Origin of the sequence: Mesorhizobium sp. M0590, assembly GCF_040320905.1 — a bacterium.
Classification (GTDB): domain Bacteria; phylum Pseudomonadota; class Alphaproteobacteria; order Rhizobiales; family Rhizobiaceae; genus Mesorhizobium.
On sequence record NZ_JAMYQN010000008.1, the window covers coordinates 226,561 to 251,642 of the forward strand.

Consider the following 25,082-nt stretch of genomic DNA (forward strand, 5'->3'; position numbering starts at 1 on the left):
GGACAGGCGCGCGCCGAAGCGCTAATCGCATCGTCCATGGACGTGAAATCCCCAGACAGGAAGCGGCATGACGGGCAGGCCGCGATTGCCTCGGCGCTGAGAACCGTGGCGACGGAGCAGGCCGGCGTCGCGGCACTGGCAGACGCTCTCGAAAACGGGCTGGCCGAGCCGTTCGCACGAGCCGTCGGCATGGTGTCGCAGATCGATGGCCGCGTCATCGTCACCGGGGTCGGCAAAAGCGGCCATATCGGCTCGAAGATCGCCGCAACGCTCGCCTCGACCGGCACGCCGGCCTTCTTCGTCCACCCTGCCGAAGCCAATCACGGCGACCTTGGCATGATCGCCAGAAACGACGCCATAATCGCGCTTTCGTGGTCGGGCGAAAGCCTTGAGCTCAAGGGCATCATCGCCTATTCGAGGCGCTTCTCGATCCCGCTGGTCGCGGTCACCGCGGGTGAAAAATCGGCTCTGGCGCGCGCGGCCGACGTTGTGCTTCTGCTGCCGCGAGCACCGGAAGCCTGCCCGCACGGGCTTGCGCCGACGACCTCGACACTATTGCAAATGGTGATGGGCGATGCGCTGGCCATCGCGCTCCTCGAGGCACGCGGCTTCACCCCGGACCATTTCCGCACGTTCCATCCCGGCGGCCAGCTCGGAGCCAACCTGACGCAGATCCGCGAGATCATGCATGTCGGCGACAGGCTGCCGCTGGTGTCGTCAGGTACCGGCATGCGCGAGGCAATCCTCGAATTGTCGCGCAAGGGGTTTGGCTGCGTGGCCGTGACTGCCGCGGACGGCAAGCTGATCGGCATCATCACCGATGGCGACATCAGGCGCCATATCGGCAGCGATCTCCTGGCAATGAGCGTCGATCAGGTGATGACCAGAGAGCCGAAAATGGCCGCGCCCGACACGCTTGTTGCGACGGCGCTGCAGACGATCAACGACTCGGCTATCACCAGCCTGATGGTGGTCGAAGGCAGGCGGCCGATCGGGCTCGTCCATCTGCACGACCTGCTGCGCATCGGTGCTGCCTAGCGGGCTTCTAGACCGCCTCGACCGTCAGTTCCAGGTCGGTATCAGCGGCGCCCGTCACGCGCACTTGCGTGCCGGCCGGCAGGTCAGGGCCGGAGACGCGCCACAACGTGTCGCCCAGCTTTATGCGGCCGCGCCCGTCCTTGATCGGCTCGGCAAGGGTCGCCGTCCGGCCGACCATCTGTACGCCGCGACGGTTGAGCAGGGGCTGGTCGGTTTCATCATGGCGCCCGCCCACCAGCCGCTTGCCGACATAGGCCGAGACCAGCGACAGCGCGAGGAAGGCGAGGACCTGGACTTGCCAGGTCCAGAAACCGGCATCCCAGATGAGCAGTGAGACGACGCCGATCAACAGCGCGGCAATGCCGATCCACAGCATGAAAATGCCCGGCGCGATGACCTCCATTACCAGCAGGACGAAGCCGAGGACCATCCAGCTCCACGGGCCGAGTTCGGAAACAATGCGGTCGAGCATGGCTGTGGCCTCAGGTTTCGCTCGGACGAACGACCGGCGGGCGGGCGGCCCGTCGTGCGGCACCGGCGGTGCCTTCGCTTCGGAAAACTTCCTTGGCGATTTCGCCAATACCGCCGAGCGTGCCGATCAGCGATGAGGCCTCCATCGGCATCAGCACGAGTTTGCTATTTGTCGCTGAGCCGATCTTGGTCAGCGCTTCGGTGTATTTCAGCGCGACGAAGTAGTTGAGCGCCTGCACGTCGCCTTTGGAAATCGCCTCCGACACCACCTGCGTGGCGCGTGCTTCAGCCTCGGCCGAGCGCTCGCGCGCCTCGGCATCGCGGAAGGCGGCTTCCTTGCGGCCTTCGGCCTCCAGGATCTGCGATTGCTTGAGGCCTTCGGCGGCGAGGATCTGCGCGCGCTTATTGCGCTCGGCCATCATCTGTCGGCCCATCGATTCGACGAGATTGGCCGGCGGGTTGATGTCCTTGATCTCGACACGAGTGATCTTGATGCCCCAGGGATGCGCCGCCTCGTCAACGACGCGCAGCAGGCGCTCGTTGATGGCGTCGCGGTTCGACAAAAGTTCGTCGAGGTCCATCGAGCCCATCACGGTGCGGATGTTGGTCATCGTGAGATTGAGAATCGCATTCTGCAGGCCGGAGACCTGGTAGGCGGCCTGCGCCGCGTTGAGCACCTGATAGAAGGCGATGCCATCGACGGCAACGGTGGCATTGTCGCGGGTGATGATCTCCTGCGTCGGAACGTCGAGCACCTGCTCCATCATGTTCATCTTGGCGCCGACACGGTCGACGAAAGGCACGATCAGGTTGAGGCCTGGGTTCAATGTCTTGGTGTAACGGCCAAAACGTTCGACGGTATAATTATAGCCTTGCGGAATTGTTCGGATGCCCTTGATAAGCACCAGCACGACAAGGGCGACAAGAACAAGAAGCGCGATATCAAAACCACTGAAACCCATTTGGCTCTCCCCTCAAAGGCCGGCCATGTTGGATATTCCACGCGACCGATTCCCATCAAACACTTAAGTGTGTTTCAGCAATGTTACAATCAGGTGATCACGGATTGCGGGTGCATAGACGGGTAATCTGTTCAGGCCCAGCCGGACAGCTCGCGCCGCACCATCGCCTCGATCACCGCCATGCCCTCGGCACTGTCGTTGAGGCAAGGGATGTGTGCGAACTTTTCGCCGCCGGCATGATGGAAGGTCTCGGACGCTTCCCTGCCGATCTCGTCCAGCGTCTCGATGCAGTCGACGGAAAATCCTGGATTGACGATGGCGACCGATTTCACGCCTTCGCGCCCTAGTCTTTCGACCGTCTTGTCGGTGTAGGGCTGCAGCCACTCCTGCGCGCCGAAGCGCGACTGGAAGGTGGTAATCAGCTTGTTTTCATCCCAGCCGAGCTTTTCGCGCAGCAGTCGGGTCGTCTCGAGGCAATGGGCCTGGTAGGGGTCGCCCTTGTCGGAATAGGGTTTCGGAATGCCGTGATAGGAAGCGATGACAATTTCCGGTTCGAAGTCGAGGCTCGCCAGATGCTTTTCGATCGAACGGGCGAGCGCCTCGATATAGGCCGGCTCGTTGTAATAGGGTGGCACGCTGCGAATGGCCGGGGCGCGGCGCATCTTCATCAGCGCGCGAAACAGCTGGTCGTTGGCAGTCGCAGTCGTCGTCGCCGAATATTGCGGATAGAGCGGGAAAGACAGGATGCGGTCGCAGCCTTGCTCGACCAGTCTCTCGGCCACGCTCTCGGTCGAAGGGTTGCCGTAGCGCATCGCCCAGTCGACGACGACATTGGGTAGCTCGCCGAGCGCGAGCGCGAGCTTCTCGGCCTGGGCGCGGGTGTAGGTTCGCAGCGGCGACTCGTTGCGCTCCCGGTTCCATATCCTGGCATAGTTGGCCCCTGATTTCTTCGGCCGGGTGGTGAGGACCACGCCGTAGAGGATCGGATACCAGATCGCCTTGTTGAGCTCGATGACGCGCGGATCGGACAGGAACTCCCGGAGGTAGCGCCACATCGGCTTGAAGCCGGTGCCGTCCGGGGTGCCGAGATTGATCAGCATGACACCGACCTTGCCGGTCCTGACCAGAGGGCGCCCTGCCGACGGCGAGGCGGCAGTCTTCTCGCCTTTGATTTCAGCAGGGTTGGCAAGCGTCATGAGGTTCTCCAACACCGCGAACCAACGGTGCCGCGGCGAAAGTAGCGATGCCGCGCCGGTTTTCAAATGCTGCGTCTGGCCGCACCTTATCCCAGAAATGAAAGACCCGCCCGGTCTGCCGGGCGGGTGCATTGCGTTCCTGCGGCCGGATTACTTCGAGGCCGCCGGGATCGTCAAGGTTGCGCCGACCGGAAGGCGGCGTGGCTCGTAGGCTTTGTTGGCATCGGAGATTATTTTCCATTTGGTGCCGTCGCCATAAGCCTTCACCGCGAGATCCCAATAGGTATCGCCGGCGACGATTACATGGCTGCTTTCGGCCGGTGCCGGCTCAGCCGGAGCAGGGGTCGCCGGAGCCGGTGTGGCCGGAGCCGCAGGTGCCGCCGGCTGGGCCGGCTCGGCGGGTGCGGGTGCCGGCGCTGTTTCAGCCGGGACGGCCGGCGGGGTCTTGGAAATGTCGCCGGAGCCGGCCGGCATTTCGGGCATTGCCGGCTCAACGGGCTTTGCCGGCGCAGCCTCAGCAGGTTTTGGCGGTTCGGCAGGGTTGGCAGGTTCTGCGGCCGGGGCCACGGTCGCGGCGATCTCGGTGATGCGGCCGTCGAGCTTCGGCGTATAGGGCCGGTGCGCGCCTAGGTAGTCGGCGACGACCTGTTCAAGCCCCGGGCCGTAATCATAGGCGTTCTTGGCCTTCTCGGCGAACACCTTGTAGCCGTCGCCGCCCTGGCGGACATAGTTGTTGGTGGCGACCAGGTAATCCTTGTCCGGCTTAATCGGCGTCCAGGCGCCGCCTTCCATGACCTCGACCGATTTGACGCGTCCGTTAGGCGGCGCCGATTTGTCGAACGCATATTTCAGGCCGGCAACCTGCGGGAAGCGCCCGGCGCCGTCCTCGACCTGGCTGAGGCCGCTTTCGAGGCCGGCAACCAAATCCTTGCCGGAGATATGGAAGGTCGCCAGCGTGTTCTGAAACGGCAGGACGGTGAGAACCTCGCCCATGGTGACCGTGCCCTGGTCGATGGAGGCGCGCAAGCCGCCGCCATTCGAGATGACGATCTCGACACCTTGGCCCTTGACCCGGTCGAGGACGGCGTCGGAGACCAGATTGCCCATCTCGCATTCGCGGGCACGGCAGTTTTCGCGACTGCCGTCGATCGCCTTGGTGGTCTCGGCGACTTCCTTGTTCTTCAAGGCCTCGATCGGCGCGCCGAGTTCCTTGATGCGGGCAAGCACGGCGGGGTCGGGCGTGATCGATTTGTCGAGATGGATGGGATCGCCGCTTGCCTCCTTGACGACGCCGTTGTCGTCGAACACGACCTTGAACTCGCCGAGATATTTCGAATAGGACGCCGCCTGCACGACCGGCACTTTGTAACCGTCCGGATTGTCGACCATCGTCGGATATGGGCCTTCCGCCTTGGGGTCGGTGTTGGACAGCAGCGAATGGCTGTGGCCGCCGACCACCACGTCGATGCCCGGGATCTTGGCGATCACGTCGCGCTCGCGCTTGTAGCCGATATGGGTGACCGCGATGATCTTGTTGACGCCCTCTCGCTTCAGTTTCTCGACCTCAGCGGTGATCGACTTGACGTCGTCTTCGATGGCAATGTTCGGGCCAGGGGTGGCAAGCTCCGGCGTGTCGTTGGTGACCGCGCCGACGATGCCGATCTTCTGGCCGCCGACCTCGACCACGATCGACGGCTTGACGCGGTCGCCGAGCTTGGATTGCGCATTGGCCTTCACATTGGCGCCGAGCACCGGAAACTTGATCATGTCGAGAAACGGCGCCAGCGCCGACTCGCCATCGTCGAACTCATGGTTGCCGAGAGCCTCGGCATCGAATTTCATCTGGTTGAGGAATTCGCCTTCGGTCTTGCCTTTGTAGGTCGTGTAGAAGAGCGAGCCCTGGAAATTGTCGCCGGCGCTGAGCAGCAGCACGTTCTGGCCTTCCAGCTTCTTGCGCTCCTGCGCGATCGCGGTGACCAGGCGGCCGGCGCCGCCGACGCATTCGCCCTTGGTCTCCTCCTCGGCCGAGCAGGTCGATTCGTACTTGTTGTTGCTCTCGATGCGGCTATGCCAGTCGTTGATGTGCAGGATGTTGAGCGTGTAGTCGGCAAAGGATACCCCTGCCGACAGGCCAAGCGCCGATGCCGACAGCGCGGCGATGGCAGCAATCTTCTTCATTCTCGTCTCCCGGATAACTTGACCAGAGGCGTTTAACGCTCTTGTTTGACTGGGATGTAACAGCCCTCTTGGGCTATGTTCACATCGCGTTTCAGTCGATGCAAGCGGAAATCGGCATCAGCTTTGCCGGCGCAAGAAGACGGCGGCTTGAAGCCGCCGCCCTTGTGCAAAGTAAATTCGGAATCGGATTTCAGGTGCGCCTGGTCAGCACAAAATTCTGTCCGCTCGCGCTGGTGCAATTGAGCTGGCTGGTGGAGACCATCAAGCAGTTGAAGCTGATTGGCGTCTGGCGGATCAGCGAAGTGCCATGGATCTCGACCGAGGTGCCGCCGGTCATGGTGTAGCTGCCATCGGCAAGCTTCTGGCCGGTATCGGTGGCGACGGTCGCGAAGCTGCCGCCCTTGAAGGTCGACAAGCCCGTGCCCTGCGCGTCGATCCAGGAGCCTTCAACCCCCTTGGCCGTGATCACCGGCGGCTCGCCTGGGCCGGTTGTCGTGCAGGCCGCCAACGCGACCGTAGCGGCCGCGGCAATGCCAGCCGAAAGCAGTCTTTGCGCAATCGTCATCTTCAAGATCCTCTCCTCTCGCATCGGCCCAAAATCGATCCGATTTTCGGAAAGCACGATGCGCACATTCAAAGTGCTAGAGCGTACTTTGTGCGTCCAAATGGACGCACGTCGCTCTAGGCCGCCCCTCTTCAATCGCCCGATTTCCGGGCGATTGCAAGCTGGCGGAGTGTCGAGGCAACGCTGCTATCGAACGAGGATGTTGCGGAATTGCCACGGGTCTTTGGTGTCGAGATCCTCGGGAAACAGACCAGGCCGATTGTCGAGCGGCGTCCAGTCGGTATAATAGCTCCTGACCGGCCCGAGATATGGGTTCTGCACGTCGAGGCAGCGCTTGTAATCCATCTCGTCGGCTTCGACGATGCCGGCCTCGGGATTTTCCAGCGCCCAGACCATGCCGGCCAGCACCGCCGACGTGACCTGCATGCCGGTGGCGTTCTGATAGGGCGCCAGCTTGCGCGCCTCGGCCAGCGACAGCTGCGAGCCGTACCAGTAGGCGTTCTTGGCGTGGCCGTAGAGCAGCACGCCGAGTTCGTCGACGCCATCGACCAGTTCATTTTCGTCGAGCACGTGATGCACGGGCTGAGCCTTGCCGGCGACACCGAACATCTCGTGCAGCGACAGCACGGCGTCGTTGCAGGGATGATAGGCGTAATGGCAGGTCGGCCGGTATTGCACCTTGCCCTTCTTGCCGCGCAGCGTGAAAAAATCGGCAATCGAGATCGCTTCGTTGTGTGTCACCAGGAAACCGTATTGCGGGCCGGGCGTCGGACACCATGTGCGCACGCGTGTATTGGCGCCGGGCTGCTCCAGATAGATCGCGGCCTTCGAACCGTTCTTGTGGCTTTTGGCGTTCTTCGGCATCCACGCCTCATGCGTGCCCCAGCCGAGCTCGGCCGGCTGCAGCCCTTCCGAAATGAAGCCTTCGACCGACCAGGTGTTCCAGAACACGTTCATCGGCTTGGGCTTCTTGGTGCGCTGGGTGTCGCGCTCGGCGATATGGATGCCCTTGACGCCGGCCTTCTTCATCAGCCTGGCCCAGCCTTCGCGATCGTGCTGCGCGGGTTCCGAGAAGTCGAGGCCAAGATCTGTGGCGAGATTGACCAGTGCCTGCTTGACGAACCACGAGACCATGCCCGGATTGGCGCCGCAGCACGAGATCGCCGTGGTGCCGCCAGGGTTCTTCGCGATTTCAGTACGTACGGTCTCGCGCAGCGCATAGTTGGTGCGTGAGGCGTTGTCGGCCTTCTCGTCGAAATAAAAGCCGAGCCAGGGTTCGACCACCGTGTCGATATAGAGGACGCCAAGCTTGCGGCAGAGCTTCATCAGCTCAAGCGAGGAAGTGTCGACCGACAGGTTGACGCAAAAGCCCTGGCCGCCGCCATTGGTCAAAAGCGGTGTCAGCAGCTTCTTGTAGTTCTTTTTGGTCACCGCATCCTGCATGAAGGTGATGCCGCGCTCGTCGAGCAATTTGCGGTCGGTGTCGCGCGGGTCGATGACCGTCATGCGCGACTTGTCGAATTTGAAATGGCGCTCGATCAGCGGCAGCGTGCCCCGTCCGATCGAGCCGAAGCCGATCATCACTACAGGGCCGGTGATCTCACCGTAAACGGGCCAGTTTTCATTCGCCATTTATCGATTACTCCCTCAAAAAACGCTTCGGAACAGCGGCTTGGCCGCGGCGCGACAAACCATAGATCATTGTCACAATAAAGCGAAAAGCGGACGGCCGGCCTCACGCCGCGCCATCCCGGCTACGGCTCGACCAGTCTTGCGAATTCAGGCTTGAAGAGGTCACGTGCCCCGGAGACCGGCAGTTCCAGCAGATCGTCGGCGCAGGCCTGGATGGCATGCAATAGGGTCTGGAGCCCGAACACCAGAACCTGCTTGTCGCCCTCACGCCAGAGGCTGACCGCTAGATATTCGCCGATGAGATCGTCCATGCCGCATTCGGCTTCGTGATCGATATCGGTCTGATCGGTCGGTTTCTTGCGCCGCTGCTTGACCAAGGAGGCGAGGGAAGGACCGGGCTTGCCATCCACCGTATCCGAGAAAATGTCCTGAAGGCCAAGCAGGACGCCGCGGCGCATATCCATGATGTAGGCGTCCGAATAGTTGGTCGGATGCGCTCCGCCGCAGAAGATGCTGCCGGACTCCCGCCAGCTCATCAGCCTCGACGTCAGCGAGCTCACTTCGAATGTGCTGTCCTCATAGCCGCCGAGCGTGCCGTCGTTCATGCTGTCAATCGGCCCGCCTTCGTTGAAGCCGGCATATTGCGCCGCCACACAGCCCAGTGCGCCGATGTTTGCGCGCCAGTGCCTGTCTTGCAGCAGAGCATTCGCGGCCTCGATCAGAACGTTGGCGGACAGTTCGACAATGCGCGGCGTGGCGAATTTGGTGCGAGGGTCGACAACATAGCGGTAGGTTGCGTCCGGCCAGCCAGTCGTCTTGCCGTTATCGAGCTGAGTGTCCATCCGCAGATAGTCATAAGGGGACGTTTCCATAGTGAGCGGCGTGTCATGGCGAAGAAGTTCATGAAGCTGAAATCGTAGAGATCGAGCGGGGTGCTGGGCTCGTTCCCGGTCACTTGCCGACTTGCGACCCGTTCCAATCTGAGCGGCAGCGCCTTCTTTCCGTTCCAGCTGCCTTCAAGGGTCTTGCCGTTACTGGATGAGGCCAGGCGCCACACAGCGGCGATCGGCGCGGCCTTTCCGTCATCGCAATTATCGGCGCCGCATGCCTCCTCCTCGGCCAGTTCGAACTTGCTGCCCTTCTGCAACCTGGCCTGCAGCGGGATATCGACGCCCTTCGAGCGGTAGAAGTAGCGGCCGGCCAGCGGGCCGTCGGCGGTCGCGGGGTCGCCGGTGAATTCGACGACGATATCGCTTTTTCCAAGCTTGCCGGCATAAGTCACCGGCTCCGCCTCAGCTGCTGTCGACAGTACCAGGATCGCGGCCATGAACGTGACCGGCCTGCCAAGATGCTGGATCATTGTTCCCCCAAGCCACAAGTTACAGTTGTCTTCCGCCGACAGTCACGGTCGGCTGTCAGGCCCTTATAGTCAAGTTGTGCCCCGTTCAGTGTCAGACGCTGCTTAGCGAAAAGACGCTGCCAGCGCCGCCCCTGATGCGGATGGCGCATCCGCGCGTTTCAGCGGACTTTTGCCCTCGGCCCGGCCGTGGAGGCTCGAACCACCAGTTCTACCGGCAGAACGACCTGGCGGGGGGCCTCATTGTCAAGAACCATTCGGGCGGCCAGCCTGCCTTTTCCGATCACGTCTTGCGCCACAGTGGTCATCGGAGGCGTGGTGCGTGCGGATTCAGCGGTCCCATCGAAGCCAACGACCGATACGTGGCCCGGCACGTCGATGCCGCGGCGAACCGCCTCGTCCAGTATTGTGATCGCCTGCCAATCCGACATGGTCAGGATCGCGGTTACTTCAGGCGCCCTGTCGAACACCACTGCTCCGGCAGACGGCTCGCCTGGTATCGTCTCGATGATCGGGACATCGTCGATCGACAAATTCGCCTCCGCCAAACCCTGTTTGAAACCATCGAGCCTTTCATCGTCGAGCGGGAAGCCGGCCAGAAGCGGGCGCGTTGCCTGTCCGGGCATGTGGACAATCGGCGGGCCGGGAGTCCGGCGCACCGAAAGGATGGCAAAATGCCGGTGCCCCAGCCCGATCAAATGCCGGACGGCAGCAACCGCTCCACTCCTACCGTCGATCTTTATCGAATTGATGTCGGGACCCGCGTCGCTTTCGAGAATGACGAAGGGCAGACGCCGTCTCTGTACCGAAATTATGAGACCAATGTCGGCGCTGTGACCAAGGATAAAGCCGTCAACCAGCGCATCGCGGATGCTGGCGAAGCGCGTGTCATCGGTGCCGTTTACAAGGCTGAGCGTCGTTCCAGCCTCGTCGCAGGCGAGCGAAACGCCGAGCACCAGCTCACGGCCATAGGGGCTTCTCATCACTTCGGAGATGGCGTAGGCGCCAGGCGGCATGAACCCGATGGCATTGAACTTGCCGTCCCGCAGCAATCGTCCTTTCGGATCGGGGCCGCCAAACCCGAGCGCTCGCGCGGCCGCTTCGACGCGCTCGCGCAATTCGGGCCTGACCAGCTCCGGCCGGTTGAAGACGTTGGAGACAGTCCCCCGGGAAACTCCGGCAGCCTTGCCGACATCGGCTAGGGTTGGCATTGGCGATTCACTCGTTTTTCCTGAGGTAGACCATTTTTTGGAGCGCTCCAAGAATTTTATTGACTCAAAACCGAAATAGGCGGATCGTATTCCTTGGAGCGCTCCAAGGGCATATATTCGGATGTTTATGCGACTGCGACACCGAGAATCGTCAAATGGCGTGGCCCGCAGCGGCGGCCATGCCCAAGGAGAGGATGATGGCAGAAACCGATGCTTTTCCAGCTTCGCTCGTCGGCAAGACTTTCGACTGCGTTTTCGGCCCCTTCGTACCACGGCTGACGTTTTTCTCGCCGCAGGAATTGCATATCCAGGCGTCGATCGGGACCACCGAAATCGACGAGATGGTCAAGGTCGACCTGACCAGCGTACGCCCGAATCTCGTGCTCGCGAGTTAGACGGAGCAGAGCGGCAACTTCATCGTGCAGTTGCAGGATCACGAGAAGGGGATCGTCCATAATTATGCGCGGCTGGCCGATGGGCAGCTCTTCTGTGCCCAGGGTGCCATTCAAGTCGTTCCTGCATAAGGGAGGAAAATGCGATGGAGCTCGCTTACGATAGTCATCTGCTTGCCCGAATTCTGCTAAGCGTCGCGACCGTGGGCTACGGCGTAGCGACGATCAAAGCCGACTTCAACGCCACACATGCAACCAATCCGTTGTGGACCCCACACGCCCGGTTTCATGTCGTCTGGCAGGTGCTGAGCTACACCGGTGTGGCGCTGATTGCGCTCGGACTTATCTGGATCAAGGGACAACTCGAAGCCGAGCGGCTCTATCTCGCCGGGGGATTGGCCGCGGCTATGTATGGAGCATTCTTCGCGGCCATGCTCTCGCGGCCGATCTACGGTGGCGTGCTGTATGACGAGAACGGCTATCCGCCGTTCCGGCCGCCGTTTGGACCGGCGGGCTGGCGGTGGGATGTCAACGTCACCGTCTTTACCGCAATGTCCGCGATCCTGCTGCTGGGCCTGGCCGCGATTTAGGACAGCACTAGCGCCCTGAGCCACGCGACCAGCCGGTCACGGTCGGCGGTCATCCCCTTGTAGTCGAGTTGTGGCTCGTCCAGCGCCAGAAGTTGTTCGGCCAAGGACGCCGCGAGCGCCGCGCGGTCGGGGTGGCGTTCCAGCACGGCGAGCGGGTCGAGATGGATGCGGATGGTGAAGAGTACGTCGCCCGAAACGGGGAGCTTTCTCAGCGTCTGCCGTTCGACGCGGATAAAGGCATGGGCGTCGATGTCGCCATCCGGGAATCTCGACGGGCGACAGCTGGCGCGGTCGATGCGTTCGAGGTTGGAGAGCGGATGGTAGAGCGCGTCGCCCGCCTGGATCGACCAGTTGTAGCGCTCGACGGCTTGGCCCTGGAGGCCGTCGAACATGCGGTTGATGAGATCGGCCGGGCGTGTGCCCGGGCCGAAACCCGGTACCGGCGCGTGGATCTGCTGCAGCGGCTTGCCGAATTTTTCGATCAGCGACCATGACGAGGGGAAGCAGAGCGAGCCGGCCGCCAGACGCCAGCCGCTCTCGTCGCGGCGCATCAGGATCAAATCTTCCTGGACGAGCAACGAGGCCGCGGCAAGCGGCGCATCGCTGAAAGAAGCTGCGGTGCCCGAGCCTTCGAGATCGTCGGTGCCGCCGATCACCTCGATCCCGTCGGCGGTACGCCTGTGGGTCTCAGGAAAGTTCGCCGCCAGATGCGCACCGACCAGATCGAGCACTTCGCGCTGGGCGTCGCGCGTTGCTTGCTCCTCGACAAAAACCTTGTCGGGAATTTCCGCGTAAAGCCGGCATTTCTCGGCAAGATAGGGCAGCAGATATTGGTCGACCTCGATCCATCTATCGAGATTGAGCGGCTTCAGCCCGATGGTGAACAGTTTCGACGAGCCGTCATAGGGTGTGTGGGTCGGTGGGCGGAAACTCATGCCTCTTTGTAGGCTTCCAGTGCGGCAGCGGCCATTCTCGCCGTGAATTCGGTGATTTCGTAATCGGCGGCACCTGCCTTGGCGAAGGGATCGTCCGCCAGTCTGGCATCGAGCTCCTCGCGTGGACCGCGCGCGATGATGATGCCGCCGGTCCTTGGCCGCTTTGGCCCGGAGGCGACAAAGATACCTTGCGCATAGCAGGCCTTCAGCCACTCGACATGCGCTTGCTGCAGGCAGTCGATCTCGGTCAGCGGCACCTTGTAGTTCAGCGAAACCACGAACATTGTTGTCTCCAGATGCTTCAGCCCAGCCGCGCCGGGATCAATCCGCGCAGCGAGTTGCCGACGAACAGCGCCTTGGCCGATTGCAGTTCGTTCCACGTGTAGACCGCTTCACCGGCGCGGCCTTGATCCAGCAGTTCGCCGCGCAGGACGCCAGGCAGCAGGCCGCAATCGAGCCGCGGCGTGGCCAGCACGCCGTCGCCGAAATCGGCAAAGACGTTGGTGATCGTGCCCTCGCAGATTTCGCCGCGCTCATTGGCGAGCAGCACCTCGTTGGCGCGGCTGGCGAGATATTCGGCGCGGGCGCGCGTATAGGTTTGTCGGCCGCTGGTCTTGTGGCGCAGCAGCATGTCGCTCGAATCAAGCCGCACGCGCGCCAGCTGCAGGGTCCAGACCTTGTCTGCGGCGAGCGGCTCGTAGGGCTGCACCGACACCGCCACTTCGCCCTTGCGCGACAGGACGAGGCGAGTGCGCAATGCGATGTGCTGGCGGCCGACCGCATTCATCAGCGCTTCGCCGACCCTTTGCGGGTCGCAGGCGAAGCCGAGTTCGCTTGCCGAACCGTAAAGCCGCGCGAGATGGCGGTCGAAACGGACGAAACCCGAGCCGGGTTCCCAGCGCATTGTTTCGATCAGTTCGAAATCGGCAGTGTTCCCGTCGCGAAACGGGCTTTCAGCAGACACTCCTGGTACTCCTCTTCGGCTGTCGAATCGAAGACGACGCCACCGCCGACATTGTAGACCGCCTCGCCATTGGCAAAGAGCGAGATGGTGCGTATCGCCACCGAAAAGCGCATCCGGCCGCCGGGCGCGATCCAGCCTATGGCGCCGCAATAGACGTCACGCGGGCCACCTTCCAGCTCGCGCAGGATCTCCATGGCGCGGATCTTCGGCGCGCCGGTAATCGAACCGCAGGGGAACAGCGCGGCGAAAATCTGGCGGATGGCGAGGCCGGGCAAAAGTTTTGCCCGCACGCGGCTCACCATCTGGTGGACCGTCGGGTAGCTCTCGATGCGAAAAAGCTCCGGCACATCGAGCGTGCCAACCTCGCTGATCAGTGAGATGTCGTTGCGCAGGAGATCGACGATCATCCGGTTCTCGGCCTGGTTCTTCTCGTCGTTGCGCAAGAACGCTTTCAGGCGATCGTCCTCGGCCTTGGTGGCGCCGCGCGGCGCGGTGCCTTTCATTGGATGCGTCTCGATCATGCCTTCCGCGTCCACCTCGAAGAACAGTTCGGGCGAACGCGACAAGACGATCGGATCGCCGAGCGCGACCAGCGCGCCATACTTCACCGGCTGGCGTTCGGTCAGCGCGTTGAAGGCGGCCAGCGGATCGCCCGACCATTGCGCGCGGACCGGAAAGGTCAGATTGCCCTGGTAGCAGTCGCCCTTGCGAATATGGTCATGCAGCCTGGCAAAGCGTTTGGCGTAGTCGTCCGAAGACCAGGCTGCCTTGGCGTCGAAGATTGGGCCGTTGCTAGCCGGCAGATCGCCTGGCGCGATCGTCTCCTCGACTGGCGCGTCGAACACGCCGAGGCAGAAAAGCGGGGCGCGGCGGCCGGCCGGCAGCAGCGGAACGAGCTTGGGTTCGAGCAGGTAACCGGCCTCGTAGGAGAAATAACCGGCCAGCCATTTGCCGCCGTCATGTGCTACCTGCGCGGCTTCCAGGGCAGGCAAAAAGTCCGCCTCGCCATGCGCTGCGATTATCTCGGCCGGCCGGTCGAAAACGAGCTGCCGCGCGGTCTCGTCGTTCCTGAAAATTGCAAAGGGCAGGGGCAGGGACATAAGGCTCGGATGCTGCGGTCACCAGCGATCGATCTATATGGGGGCTCGACCGTGTGCAATCGAGGGAGCGGCGTCTCAAGACGCAAAGGCGCGGCGGCAAAAACAAATGCGGCGCCAGAGGGCGCCGCCTTGTTCCAGATGCCGCCTGCGATGGATCAGGTGTTGCTGGCTTCTCCCGCGGTCGGGAAGCGGCGCGCAAATTCCTTTTCGTCGCCGGCGGCAAGCAGTTTCGCCTGCTCGATCCAGCGTTCACGTTCGATACGGCCGTCGAAATTCAACGTCGCCTCGATCCGCTTGACATCGTCGGGCGTCCAGGCGGCGATCTGGGCATAGGTCGTGACCCCAAGCCCTTTGAGCAGCCGCTCGTTGGTGGGGCCGATGCCGATCAGGCGACGCAGATCGTTGGCTTTGCCTGCCGCGGTGGCTGTTGCCTTGCCGGTCGCGGCTTTCTTTGCCGCCGGCGCAGCCTTGCTTGCCGCTGGCGCGGTCGTCGGCGCGGCGCTCGCTTTCGATGCAGGCGGTTTCGGCGTTGCCGTTTTCGCGGCACTTGCGCGTGGCGCGGTCGCGGCCTTCGCCGTTGCAGATTTCTTCGGCGCCGGTTTAGCCGGTGCGGATGTCGACATCAGCGTTGACGGCGCCTGCATCGCGGCTTTGGTCGCGCCGGTCTTGGCGGCTGGCGCCTTGGCTGTTGCCGCCTTCGCGGTTGGCGCCTGGGTGGTTTTCGCCTCGCCCAGCCGGCGTTCGAGATCGGCGCGGGCGCGGCCGCATGCATCCAACTCACCGGTCAGACGGTCGCTATCGGCCCGCAATCTGTCGCGTTCGCTGCGCGTGCGGTCTAGATCGCCGCGCAAACTGTCGAGTTCGCCACGCAGGCGTCCCCAAATGAACCAGCCAACCAACACACCTACCAGGAACGCCAGGAGCATGTAGAAAAAAGTGCCCATTGTCTTTCTCTCTCCAGTCCGATCCGTCCGCCCTGGCCTGTGGAGCCATGACCTCGGCGAAGGACCATTCGATGGTGGTTCCGCAATTTGCAGAACAGCCGGCTTCGATCGAGCTGTCGGCGACCGGTTTGCCCCTGGCCAACAACCGTTGTCGCATCCGCCGACACGCCATGACCGGTCGGGATTTTCCGACCGGATCCATTCGTGCCCGGCTGAGCTTGAGGGCGGACGCTATCATACAGCTTACGGGAATCTAACGGAAAACTTCCATGGAAAGTTATTTAAGAACAAATATCCAAGACAAGAATAGAACCATCGCCAATATGCATTGCAGCTAAACTGTTCTGGAAAACCCGGTCATCCGGTGTTGCGCATCACCCAGTGTTGCGCATCAATTGTCCAGTGCTTCCAGCTCGTCGATCAGTCCGCTGATCACGCCAAGCCCGATCTGCCAGAAGGCAGGGTCGGCCGCGTCGAGGCCGAACGGTGCCAGAAGCTCGGAATGATGCTTGGTGCCGCCAGCGCGCAGCATGGCAAAATATTTCTCCTGAAAGCCGCGCTCGGCGTTCTGGTAGACCGCGTAGAGCGAGTTCACCAGGCAATCGCCGAATGCATAGGCATAGACGTAGAAAGGCGAGTGGATGAAATGCGGGATATAGGTCCAGAAAATCTCGTACCCTTCGCGCAGCTTGATCGCCGGCCCGAGGCTTTCCGCCTGCACTTCCAACCAGAACTGGCCGAGCTTGTCGGAGGTCAGTTCGCCGCTCCTGCGCTCGGCATGCACTTTGCGCTCGAACTCGTAGAAGGCGATCTGGCGCACGACCGTGTTGATCATGTCCTCGACCTTCTGGGCGAGCATGGCCTTGCGTTCGCGCTTGTCGGTGGTCTGCTCGAGCAGCGAGCGGAAGGTCAGCATTTCGCCGAACACCGATGCGGTTTCGGCCAGCGTCAGCGGCGTCGATGCCATCAGGGCGCCCTGGCCGCCGGCCAGCACCTGGTGCACGCCGTGGCCGAGCTCGTGCGCCAGCGTCATCACGTCGCGCGGCTTGCCCATGTAGTTGAGCAGCACATAGGGATGCGCCGAAGGCACGGTCGGATGCGCGAAGGCGCCAGGCGACTTGCCGGGTCTCACCGGTGCATCGATCCAGTTGCGGTCGAAGAAAGTTCTGGCGATCTCCGCCATGTCGGGCGAAAAGCGCTGGTAGGCGGAAAGCACGGTGTTCTTGGCCTCGTCCCAGCCGATGACTGCCTGCGGGGTCTCGGGCAATGGCGCATTGCGGTCCCAGTGGTTCATCACCTCCATGCCGAGCCAGCGCGCCTTCATCGCGTAATAGCGATGCGACAGGCGTGGATAGGCGTCGCGAACCGCGGCGGCGAGTGCATCCACCACGCTGCGTTCGACGCGGTTGGCGAGGTGGCGGGAATCGGCAATGTCCTCGAAGCCGCGCCAGCGGTCAGAAATCTCCTTGTCCTTGGCCAGCGTGTTGGTGACCAGCGTAAAGACGCGCAAATTCTTGCGGAAGGTCGTGGCCAGCGCCTCGGACGCCCGGCGGCGCACCTCGCTGTCTGCGTCCTGCAGGCGATTGAGTGCCGGCTCCAGCGTCAGCTCCTCGCCGTCGACGTCGAAGCGCAAATCGGTCATCGTCTCGTCGAACAGGCGGTTCCAGGCCCCGCGCCCGGTGATCGATTTTTCATGGAAGAGCTGCTCGATGCGGTCTTCGAGCTGATAGGGCTTGTCCTTGCGCAGATCGAGCACCCAGGGCCGGTAATGGGCGAAGGCCGGATCGGCCGCGAGTGCGTTTTCGATCGCGCCATCGTCGATGAGGTTCAGCTCGAGCGCGAAAAACAGCAGGTGCGCGCTGGCATCGGTCATCTTTTCCTGGATGTCGCCATAGAGCTTGGCGCGCTGCGGATCCGACGTGTTGCCGGCATAGACAAGCCCGGCATAGGAGACGATGCGGCCGATCAGCTCCTCCAGCGCTTCATAGGCCTGAAGCGTCTCGCCAAGCCTGCCGGCGCTGCCACGCCCGGCCTCGGCGGCGAGCGTGCCTTTCCAACGGCTCTCGAAGGCGATGGCATCGACGGCGGCCTTGGCGATGTCGCGCTTCAACTCGGGCGCTTCCATGCCCGAATAGAGATCGGCCAGATTCCATTCCGGCAGGTCGCCAAGCTCCGCCACGCCCTGACCGGGCGCCGCCGCCAGCTTTCGAGCAAAAACCATGCGCATTGCCGATCCTTCCAGACACAAAAATTCGAGGAAACGAGAAGCCGGTCAAATCCTAAGGAATTCATTCACCGGGTTTTTTGAAAGCTTATTTAGAACCCTGTGCCAAGATGATCCATAGGGCGCATTCTCGGGCGGGCACGGTCGGATCAGTCATGGCAGCTTCCATACTCATAGTCGATGACGATCCCGTGCAGCGCAGGCTTCTCGAGGCGGCGGTGACGAAATTCGGCCACACCGCGATCGTCGCCGATGGCGGCGAGGCGGGTCTCGAGTTTGTCGACGGACCCAATGCGCGCGACGTGTCGGTGGTCATCCTCGACCTTATGATGCCCGGGCTCGACGGCATCGGCGTGCTGAAGGCGATGCGCGAGCGTGGCATCCACATTCCCGTCATCGTGCAGACCGCGCAGGGCGGCATCGAAACCGTCGTTTCGGCAATGCGTCACGGCGCCTTCGACTTCGTCGTCAAGCCGGCCTCCCCCGATAGGCTGCAGGCGTCGATCGGCAACGCCCTCAAGGTCGAAGCGCTCGAAGGCGAAGTGAAGCGCTCGTCACGGCAGCGCGGCGGCCATCTGACGTTCAAGGACATGATCACCCACAGTCCGGCGATGGATCGGGTGATCCGGCTCGGCCGCAAGGCGGCGGCGTCCAACATTCCGATCCTGATCGAAGGTGAATCCGGCGTCGGCAAGGAACTGGTGGCGCGCGCCATCCAGGGCAGCGGCGACCGCCGCTCGAGACCCTTCGTCACCGTCAATTGCGGCGCCATCCCCGACAATCTGGTCGAATCGATCCTGTTCGGGCACGAGAAGGGCTCGTTCACCGGCGCCACCGAAAAACATACCGGCAAGTTCGTCGAAGCGCACACCGGCACGCTGTTCCTTGACGAAATCGGCGACCTGCCGCTCGACGTGCAGGTCAAGCTGTTGCGCGCCGTACAGGACGGCGAGGTCGATCCGGTTGGCGGGCGCTCGACCGTCAGGGTCGACATCAGGCTGATCTCGGCAACCCATCGCAACCTGCTGCAGCAGGTCAAGGACGGCAAGTTCCGCGAGGACCTGTTCTATCGGCTGAACGTCTATCCGATCTTCGTGCCGCCATTGCGCGACCGTCGCGACGACATCCCGTATCTGGTTGAGCACTTCATGGAGAAGGTGGCGCCCGCCGATCCGCGCCACCGCCTGCGAGGCATCTCGCCTGCGGCGCTTGCCATGCTGCAGGCCTATGACTGGCCGGGCAACATAAGGCAGCTCGAAAACGCCGTCTTCCGGGCTTCGGTGCTCGCCGACGGCGACATGCTGACCGAAGAAGAATTCCCGCAGATCCGGGCGCAAGTCGAGGGCACGGTCAATCTCGATTCGGGTATCGCCTTGCCAGCTCCAGGGTGGCCAGCTTCAGGGGGGCCAACTCCAGGGTGGCCAGCTTCCGGAGTGGCTTCGGGCAGCCAGCCGCGCGACAACATATCGGCCGCTGGCGGCATCGCAGCCGCCGACGCCGATGCACCAGCCAAGCCTCGTTTCGGCACGCTGCGGGCGCTCGACGAGCGCGGCAATGTGCGTGCGCTGGCCGACGTCGAACTCGAAATGATCAAGCTCGCCATCGATCACTATAACGGCCAGATGAGCGAAGTCGCCCGCCGCCTCGGCATCGGCCGGTCGACGCTCTACCGCAAGCTCAAGGAATACGGCATCGACCCGGAAACCGGCCGCGTCGAACGGCTCGCTTCCTGAGTCACAGGGCCAAGCCGGTTCTCATCCGGACATCATTCCACGCAACTGCGCCTCGAAACGAGGTGTTCGCCACAGTGTTCACGTATTAAGGCGGACGGTAACAGATCGTGTTTCGAGCTGGCGCCAAAACATGATCTAAACCAGCGGTTTACCAAGATATCCTGCGCAATATTTTTGGCGGGATATCGCCACCGTGTTACCGCATTTCGGCTTCAATAAGCGATGATTAACCATTAGGATCGATATTCGGATGCACACACCACGCATCCGTTTGGTCAAATCCGGGGACAAAACGGCAGCCTGCAAGGCCTTTTGATTTGAACAGAATCGAACGACACAAAAACGGGCGGCATTATCACATGAGCGTCTGGCCGAGATGGCTGGCAGCGGTGATTGTTGCCGTCGGGTTCCTTGCAGCAGCGGCAACCGGCGCCAGCGCCGAGACACGTTCGCTGAAGCTCTATCATCTCCACACGCATGAAAAGGCGGAGATCGTCTACAAGCGCAACGGGCGCTACGACCAGGCGGGCTTGCGAAAGATCAACATCATCCTGCGCGACTGGCGTCGCAACGAGCCGACCAAGATGGATCCGCGCCTGCTGGACCTGGTCTGGGAGGCCTATCGGGAGAGCGGCGCGACCGACTACATCCAGGTCGTCTGCGGCTATCGTTCGCCGGCCACGAATTCGATGCTGCGCAGCCGCAGCAGGGGCGTCGCCGAAAAAAGCCAGCACATGCTCGGCAGGGCGATGGATTTCTATATTCCCGGCGTGCCGCTGAAGAAGCTGCGCGACGTCGGCCTCAGGATGCAGGGCGGCGGCGTCGGCTACTATCCCAGTTCCGGCTCGCCGTTCGTGCATATGGATGTCGGCAATGTACGCCACTGGCCCGGCATCAGCCGCCAGGAACTGGCGCGCGTGTTCCCCAACGGCAAGACGCTGCATGTGCCGAGCGACGGCAAGCCGCTGCCTGGCTATCAACAGGCGCTCGCCTCCTACAAAGCCCGCAAGGGCGCCGGCGCACCGGCCATCGAACTCGCCAGCGCAAGCGGCGGTGCCAAAAAATCCCGTGGGTTCCTGGCAGCCCTCTTCGGCGGTGGCGACGACGAGGCGGACGACAGCGCCGATGTGGCGATGGCCGAGCCGGCGCCAAAGCCCCGTAACGTGAAGCCGGCGCCGTCCGCCAAGAGCAGCAACCTGCCTGGCATTGCCATCGTGGCGCCTCAGGATGCCAAGCGCGCTCAGATTCCGGAAGTCGCCGATGCTCCGGCGCCTGCGCCTGAACCGGAGAACGACACGCCGGAGACGATCATCGCGGCATTGCCTGCCCGCAGCATTCCGCTGCCGGATTTTGCTCCGCGTCCGAAGACCGACGTCGGCGCCCAGCCGCCTGAAAACGTTCCGTTCGGCGTGGCGGATGCGGCTGGATCGACTGAACAGGCGGTGGCGACCGCGCAAGCGCCGGCAAGCGTGGCGCCGGCAAATGTTCCGTTCGGCATAGCAGACCCGTCTGCTGCGGCCGGCCCGGTGCAGGTCGCGGCAAACAACATTCCCGTGCCGAGCTGGCGGCCCAATCATTCGCTGCCGGCCGATCTTTCGTCGGTGGGTCTTGCGCCGCAGGACAAGCAAGTGTTGCTGGCGCTGGCGAGTGCGGCCGAGCGGAGCAACACCGCCACCGACGCATTCTCGGTATTGCCGTCGGCGCGGCCCGACAGTTCCCAGCCCGACGAGGTCAAGGCCGTTCTGGAACGGGTCAGCGCGACCGACGAATACAAGGTCGCGTCGCTTTCCGAGCAAGCATCGGTGTTCGAGGAACCGGCGAGCGACGACGGGGCATCGAGCGACGGGGCATCGCCGCGCGAGGCCATCGTTGCCCGCCCGGCAGGCTCCGATCCGGCCGCCGTCATCGGTGCAGGCGTGAAGACCACACGCAAGGAACCCAGGGCCACCGCCCGCGACCTGAAGCCCGGCCCCAAGCCGGTGGTGGTCGCCGCCGCGCCGCAGTCCGCCCGGTGGGCGCTGCACAGCGGTGAGTATGTCGCAACCGTTTCAGATGCGACAACGGCGCCGCGCTACGCCTACGACTTCGTCCGTACGGCACCGAGCGAGGTCTATACGATAGGCTTCCAACCGGGCAACGAGATGGCCGACGCAAACCGGTTCACCGGCAAAGCCGTCAAGTTCATGTCGGTTGCCCGCTTCAAGACCGAGTAGGCCGCGCTGGGCACCTCGCGCGGCTGCCTCCACCGCCGGCACTGGCTTCCTTCATCCAGGGATGCTAACCACTGGTCGGCATTCTCCCGCTTCGTCTAATGGTAGGACAGCGCCCTTTGAAGGCGTGAATCGTGGTTCGAGCCCATGAGCGGGAACCAGCCGGCGAACCGGATCGGCCAGATCGGCGGCGGCTTTTGATGCAGAAGACGTTATCGCCCGAGCTTGCTCGCAGCGCGTGCCAAGGCTTCGATCTCGTCCCATTTGCCGGCCTTGACCAGATCGTCCGGCGCCACCCAGGAACCGCCGACGCAGATGACGTTGGGCAGGCTGAGGTAGTCGGCGGCGTTCTTGCCGGTGATACCGCCGGTCGGGCAGAATTTCACGTCGGCAAGCGGCGCGGCGAAAGCCTTGAGCGAGGCAATGCCGCCCGACTGTTCGGCCGGGAAGAATTTCAGAAAGCGCAGGCCGGCTTCGCGGGCGGCCATGACCTCTCCCGGCGTAATGGCGCCGGGCAGCAACGGCACGTCGCTGTCCTTGGCTGCCGCGAGAAGCTCGCGGGTGATGCCGGGGCTGACGATGAACTTCGAACCGGCGGCCGCCGCCTCGCCGAACTGGCGGGCGTCCAGGATGGTGCCGGCGCCGACGACCGCGTCTTCGACGTCGCCTGCCACCCGGCGGATCGCCTCCAGCGCGTCGGCGGTGCGCAGCGTGATCTCGATCACCGGCAGGCCACCGCTGGCCAGCGCCCGGGCCAGCGGCACCGCGTCGGCGGGATTGGCGATCTTCAGCACCGGTATGACCGGCTGGCCGTTGAGGAGCGACAGGAGCTTTTCGGTCGTGCTGGGCATTCGTCGTCTCTCCTCTGTTGATCAAGTCGACCGGTTAGCAGAAGGCGGTTTTTCTGTCCACGAAACGCGGCGTGTCGCGATGTCACGCGTGGTGTTCGAAACCTTCCGCGATCAGACCGCTCCCGGCTCTGCCTTGATCCGGCTGTCGTGAGCGTCTAGTGGCTTGGTGATGACACTTCCCAGCCAAGCCTTCCGCGTTGCCGCGCTTTACCGCTTCGCCCGGCTCGACACCTTCGAGGCGCTGCGCGCGCCGCTCGCCGCCTTCTGCTGCGCGCGCGGCGTCAAAGGCACGCTGCTGTTGGCGCGTGAGGGCATCAACGGCACGGTCGCCGGCAGTGAACCGGCAATCGCGGCGCTCATCGATCATCTCGAATCCATCGACGGTCTCGCCGGTCTCGAGATCAAATACAGCAGCGCCGCAACGATGCCGTTCCACCGCATGAAGGTGCGGTTGAAGCGCGAGATCGTCACCATGGGCGTGGACAATATCGATCCGGCGGCAGGTGCAGGCACCTATGTTGCGCCGGCCGACTGGAATGCACTGATCTCGGATACGGGCACCATCGTCATCGACACGCGCAACGCCTACGAGGTGTCGCTCGGAACGTTCAAAGGTGCTGTCGATCCCGCCACCACCAGCTTCCGCGAATTCCCGGCCTGGGTCGAGCAGCATCGGCACGAGCTCGAGGGGCGCAAGGTCGCCATGTTCTGCACCGGCGGCATACGCTGCGAGAAGGCGACCGCCTATGTGAAGTCGCTCGGCTTCGAGGATGTGTTCCACCTCAAGGGCGGCATTCTGAAATATCTCGAGGACGTGCCCGGCGAACAGAGCCTGTGGCAAGGCGAATGCTTCGTCTTCGACGAGCGCGTTTCGGTATCGCACGGGCTGCTCGAAGGCGAGGCCGAACTCTGCCGCGCCTGCCGGCATCCGCTGGCTGCAGAAGACCGGCTGTCGCCGAAATATGCTGCCGGCATCTCATGCCCGCATTGCTTCGATGCCCGCTCGAACGAAGATCGCGCCCGCTACGCCGAGCGCCAGCACCAGGTCGAGCTGGCGCAAGCGCGCGGCGATCGCCATATCGGAAGTTAGCTTCACGTTAAGCAACTTCACGTCAAGCAACAGAGAAGCGATCGATGACCCACAGCCATGTCCCGTCGTTCTGCCGGCGCGCGACCTCGGTGGTGATGGTGCCATCGGGAAGCCGGGTCGAGGTGAGCGCCAGGTCGCCATTGACGACAGCCGGGCGCTGATCTCCGGACTGAAATTTTCGGCCGGTTGCGGTGATCTCCGCGAACAGCCCCCGGATGGCTTCGCGGCCGAACGTCAGTTGTCCGCTACCGCTGTCGATGACGGCATGCTGCTCGAAAAGCGCTGCCATGCCGTCAATGTCTCCGACCCATTGCCGTGAAATCAGCAGGCGCTCCAGCTCCTGGGGATCGCGTGCCGGCTGGCGGGCTGTCTCATTGGTCATGCCAGGCTCCTCCCAAGCGACGTGCCGCGACATTACTCGAAGTCGAAGCTGGTTTCGACACGCGTTTTTTGGCGCGGAAGGAGGCTGCAGCACTTTAATTTCCGCGTGAAATCCCAGCAGACCTCCATTCGAGGTCATGCGTGGCAGCGGGCAAAACGATGCACCCCGTCATTGTAATGTCAAACTGCGGGACCTAGGTCTTCGACGTGCAAACCTGCCCGCGCACCTTCGGCCGGGCCAATTCTGGAGGCATAGATGTTCGATCCCAAGAAGCTCCTCGACGATCTGCTCGGCTCGCAAATTCCCGGCACCGGATCGACCGTCCGCCACAAGGCCGGGCAGGCGGTGCAGATGGCCAAGGACAATCCGCTTGCCGCCGGTGCGCTGGCCGCGGTGCTGCTCGGAACCGGCCCCGGCCGCCAGGTCACCGGTGCGGCGGTGAAGCTTGGTGGGTTGGCTGCGATCGGTGGCCTCGCCTACAAGGCCTACCAGAACTACAAGAACGGCAACGCGCCGGCCGAGACGCAAGCTGCAGGCGAACCGGAATTGCTGCCGCCGCCGGCCGATACCGCCTTCCATCCGTCGCAAGCGCCGCAGGGCGAAGACGAATTCACGCTGACGCTGGTCAGGGCGATGATCTCGGCGGCGAAGGCCGACGGTCACGTCGATGACGAAGAGCGGCAGAAGATCGCCGGCAAGCTCAGCCTAGCGGGCGTCGGCGCCGAAGCGGAGAAATTCCTGATGTCGGAACTGGAGGCGCCGCTCGATCTGGATGTGCTGATCGCCGGGGCCAAGACCGATGCGCAAAAGCTGGAACTCTACACCGCCTCGCGTCTTGCCATCGATCCGGACACGCGGGCCGAACGCGGCTATCTCGACCTGCTTGCCGGCCGTCTCGGCCTGCCGGATGCGCTGGTCGACCATGTCGAGGCGACGGTGACGGCGGCGAAGGTGCCGGCAGCGGGCAGCACGGGCAAGCCGGTCGCAGGCTCGCGCTGGTAGCTTGAAGAGGAAGCCTCGGAGCTCGGCGCCGTTGGCGTTAGCTTCTCGTTAATCC

General features: G+C 63.0%; 24 protein-coding genes and 1 tRNA gene. 9 read left to right on the top strand and 16 right to left on the bottom strand.

The window, feature by feature from the left end; translation table 11 throughout:
- Positions 1-36 precede the first annotated feature (36 nt).
- Complete coding sequence (locus NKI52_RS16020) at positions 37-1,038, top strand: KpsF/GutQ family sugar-phosphate isomerase (protein ID WP_023675389.1); 1,002 nt, start codon at positions 37-39, stop codon at positions 1,036-1,038.
- 7 nt (positions 1,039-1,045) lie between these two features.
- Here the strand turns inward: NKI52_RS16020 and NKI52_RS16025 are convergent, their stop codons facing one another.
- From NKI52_RS16025 to NKI52_RS16060, 8 genes are all read right to left on the bottom strand, one after another.
- Entirely contained in the window at positions 1,046-1,510 is a 465-nt protein-coding gene (locus tag NKI52_RS16025; protein ID WP_352698580.1) for an NfeD family protein, read from the bottom strand.
- Positions 1,511-1,520: 10 nt separating this feature from the next.
- A complete protein-coding gene (locus tag NKI52_RS16030; protein WP_023675391.1) occupies positions 1,521-2,471 on the bottom strand; it encodes an SPFH domain-containing protein in 951 nt (316 codons plus the stop codon).
- Positions 2,472-2,602: 131 nt separating this feature from the next.
- Positions 2,603-3,667: a ferrochelatase gene (gene hemH, locus NKI52_RS16035; protein ID WP_352633666.1), complete on the bottom strand. Its 1,065-nt coding sequence runs from the start codon at positions 3,665-3,667 to the stop codon at positions 2,603-2,605.
- 150 nt (positions 3,668-3,817) lie between these two features.
- Entirely contained in the window at positions 3,818-5,845 is a 2,028-nt protein-coding gene (locus NKI52_RS16040; RefSeq protein ID WP_352698582.1) for a 5'-nucleotidase C-terminal domain-containing protein, read from the bottom strand.
- A gap of 190 nt (positions 5,846-6,035) precedes the next feature.
- Positions 6,036-6,410 (bottom strand): outer membrane lipoprotein Omp10, encoded by a 375-nt coding sequence (gene omp10 / locus NKI52_RS16045; RefSeq protein ID WP_023720183.1) that lies wholly within the window; start codon positions 6,408-6,410, stop codon positions 6,036-6,038.
- A gap of 186 nt (positions 6,411-6,596) precedes the next feature.
- Positions 6,597-8,042, bottom strand: coding sequence for a homospermidine synthase (locus tag NKI52_RS16050; RefSeq protein ID WP_352576117.1), 1,446 nt, complete (start codon positions 8,040-8,042; stop codon positions 6,597-6,599).
- A gap of 122 nt (positions 8,043-8,164) precedes the next feature.
- Complete coding sequence (locus NKI52_RS16055; protein WP_352698584.1) at positions 8,165-8,884, bottom strand: hypothetical protein; 720 nt, start codon at positions 8,882-8,884, stop codon at positions 8,165-8,167.
- Positions 8,885-9,560: 676 nt separating this feature from the next.
- On the bottom strand, positions 9,561-10,610 hold the full coding sequence (locus NKI52_RS16060; protein WP_352698586.1) for a LacI family DNA-binding transcriptional regulator: 1,050 nt from the start codon (positions 10,608-10,610) through the stop codon (positions 9,561-9,563).
- A gap of 197 nt (positions 10,611-10,807) precedes the next feature.
- Here NKI52_RS16060 and NKI52_RS16065 point away from each other — a divergent pair, with 197 nt between their 5' ends.
- On the top strand, positions 10,808-11,005 hold the full coding sequence (locus tag NKI52_RS16065) for a hypothetical protein (RefSeq protein ID WP_352698588.1): 198 nt from the start codon (positions 10,808-10,810) through the stop codon (positions 11,003-11,005).
- A gap of 143 nt (positions 11,006-11,148) precedes the next feature.
- A complete protein-coding gene (locus tag NKI52_RS16070) occupies positions 11,149-11,592 on the top strand; it encodes a DUF6640 family protein (RefSeq protein WP_352454070.1) in 444 nt (147 codons plus the stop codon).
- Here NKI52_RS16070 and NKI52_RS16075 read toward each other — a convergent pair.
- From NKI52_RS16075 to NKI52_RS16100, 6 genes are all read right to left on the bottom strand, one after another.
- A complete protein-coding gene (locus tag NKI52_RS16075; protein ID WP_352698590.1) occupies positions 11,589-12,527 on the bottom strand; it encodes a heme-dependent oxidative N-demethylase family protein in 939 nt (312 codons plus the stop codon). The two genes, NKI52_RS16070 and NKI52_RS16075, sit on opposite strands and share 4 nt — an antisense overlap.
- On the bottom strand, positions 12,524-12,811 hold the full coding sequence (locus tag NKI52_RS16080; RefSeq protein WP_352454072.1) for a YciI family protein: 288 nt from the start codon (positions 12,809-12,811) through the stop codon (positions 12,524-12,526). Before NKI52_RS16080 ends, NKI52_RS16075 begins: the two co-directional genes overlap by 4 nt.
- A gap of 17 nt (positions 12,812-12,828) precedes the next feature.
- The gene (locus tag NKI52_RS16085) at positions 12,829-13,491 is read right to left on the bottom strand and encodes an aminotransferase class IV family protein (protein ID WP_352568132.1); all 663 of its coding nucleotides are present in this window, start codon (positions 13,489-13,491) and stop codon (positions 12,829-12,831) included.
- Positions 13,440-14,591, bottom strand: coding sequence for an aminodeoxychorismate synthase component I (locus NKI52_RS16090; RefSeq protein ID WP_352454074.1), 1,152 nt, complete (start codon positions 14,589-14,591; stop codon positions 13,440-13,442). The genes NKI52_RS16085 and NKI52_RS16090 overlap by 52 nt, the downstream gene beginning before the upstream one ends.
- A gap of 155 nt (positions 14,592-14,746) precedes the next feature.
- Positions 14,747-15,535, bottom strand: a complete 789-nt coding sequence (locus NKI52_RS16095) for a helix-hairpin-helix domain-containing protein (RefSeq protein ID WP_352454075.1) — start codon at positions 15,533-15,535, stop codon at positions 14,747-14,749.
- Positions 15,536-15,926: 391 nt separating this feature from the next.
- Positions 15,927-17,762, bottom strand: a complete 1,836-nt coding sequence (locus tag NKI52_RS16100; protein WP_352454076.1) for a M3 family oligoendopeptidase — start codon at positions 17,760-17,762, stop codon at positions 15,927-15,929.
- A 152-nt stretch (positions 17,763-17,914) separates the two neighbouring features.
- Here NKI52_RS16100 and NKI52_RS16105 point away from each other — a divergent pair, with 152 nt between their 5' ends.
- The 3 genes from NKI52_RS16105 to NKI52_RS16115 all read left to right on the top strand — a co-directional run bounded on the left by NKI52_RS16105 (position 17,915) and on the right by NKI52_RS16115 (position 21,863).
- Positions 17,915-19,492: a sigma-54-dependent transcriptional regulator gene (locus NKI52_RS16105; protein ID WP_352698592.1), complete on the top strand. Its 1,578-nt coding sequence runs from the start codon at positions 17,915-17,917 to the stop codon at positions 19,490-19,492.
- Positions 19,493-19,851: 359 nt separating this feature from the next.
- Positions 19,852-21,705 (top strand): peptidoglycan L,D-endopeptidase MepK, encoded by a 1,854-nt coding sequence (gene mepK, locus NKI52_RS16110; protein ID WP_352568127.1) that lies wholly within the window; start codon positions 19,852-19,854, stop codon positions 21,703-21,705.
- A gap of 84 nt (positions 21,706-21,789) precedes the next feature.
- Positions 21,790-21,863: transfer RNA gene (locus NKI52_RS16115), tRNA-Gln, on the top strand.
- 51 nt (positions 21,864-21,914) lie between these two features.
- On the opposite strand, the gene NKI52_RS16120 is transcribed toward NKI52_RS16115, so the two are convergent.
- Positions 21,915-22,553, bottom strand: a complete 639-nt coding sequence (locus tag NKI52_RS16120; protein ID WP_352698594.1) for a 2-dehydro-3-deoxy-phosphogluconate aldolase — start codon at positions 22,551-22,553, stop codon at positions 21,915-21,917.
- Between NKI52_RS16120 and NKI52_RS16125 the strand changes: the two genes are divergently transcribed.
- Entirely contained in the window at positions 22,543-22,704 is a 162-nt protein-coding gene (locus tag NKI52_RS16125) for a hypothetical protein (RefSeq protein WP_352588071.1), read from the top strand. The two genes, NKI52_RS16120 and NKI52_RS16125, sit on opposite strands and share 11 nt — an antisense overlap.
- A gap of 18 nt (positions 22,705-22,722) precedes the next feature.
- Positions 22,723-23,643: an oxygen-dependent tRNA uridine(34) hydroxylase TrhO gene (trhO, locus tag NKI52_RS16130; protein WP_502894478.1), complete on the top strand. Its 921-nt coding sequence runs from the start codon at positions 22,723-22,725 to the stop codon at positions 23,641-23,643.
- A gap of 22 nt (positions 23,644-23,665) precedes the next feature.
- Here trhO and NKI52_RS16135 read toward each other — a convergent pair whose 3' ends face one another.
- Positions 23,666-24,025, bottom strand: a complete 360-nt coding sequence (locus tag NKI52_RS16135; protein WP_352568124.1) for a YybH family protein — start codon at positions 24,023-24,025, stop codon at positions 23,666-23,668.
- A 255-nt stretch (positions 24,026-24,280) separates the two neighbouring features.
- Between NKI52_RS16135 and NKI52_RS16140 the strand changes: the two genes are divergently transcribed.
- Positions 24,281-25,027 (top strand): tellurite resistance TerB family protein, encoded by a 747-nt coding sequence (locus NKI52_RS16140; protein ID WP_352698596.1) that lies wholly within the window; start codon positions 24,281-24,283, stop codon positions 25,025-25,027.
- Positions 25,028-25,082 lie beyond the last annotated feature (55 nt).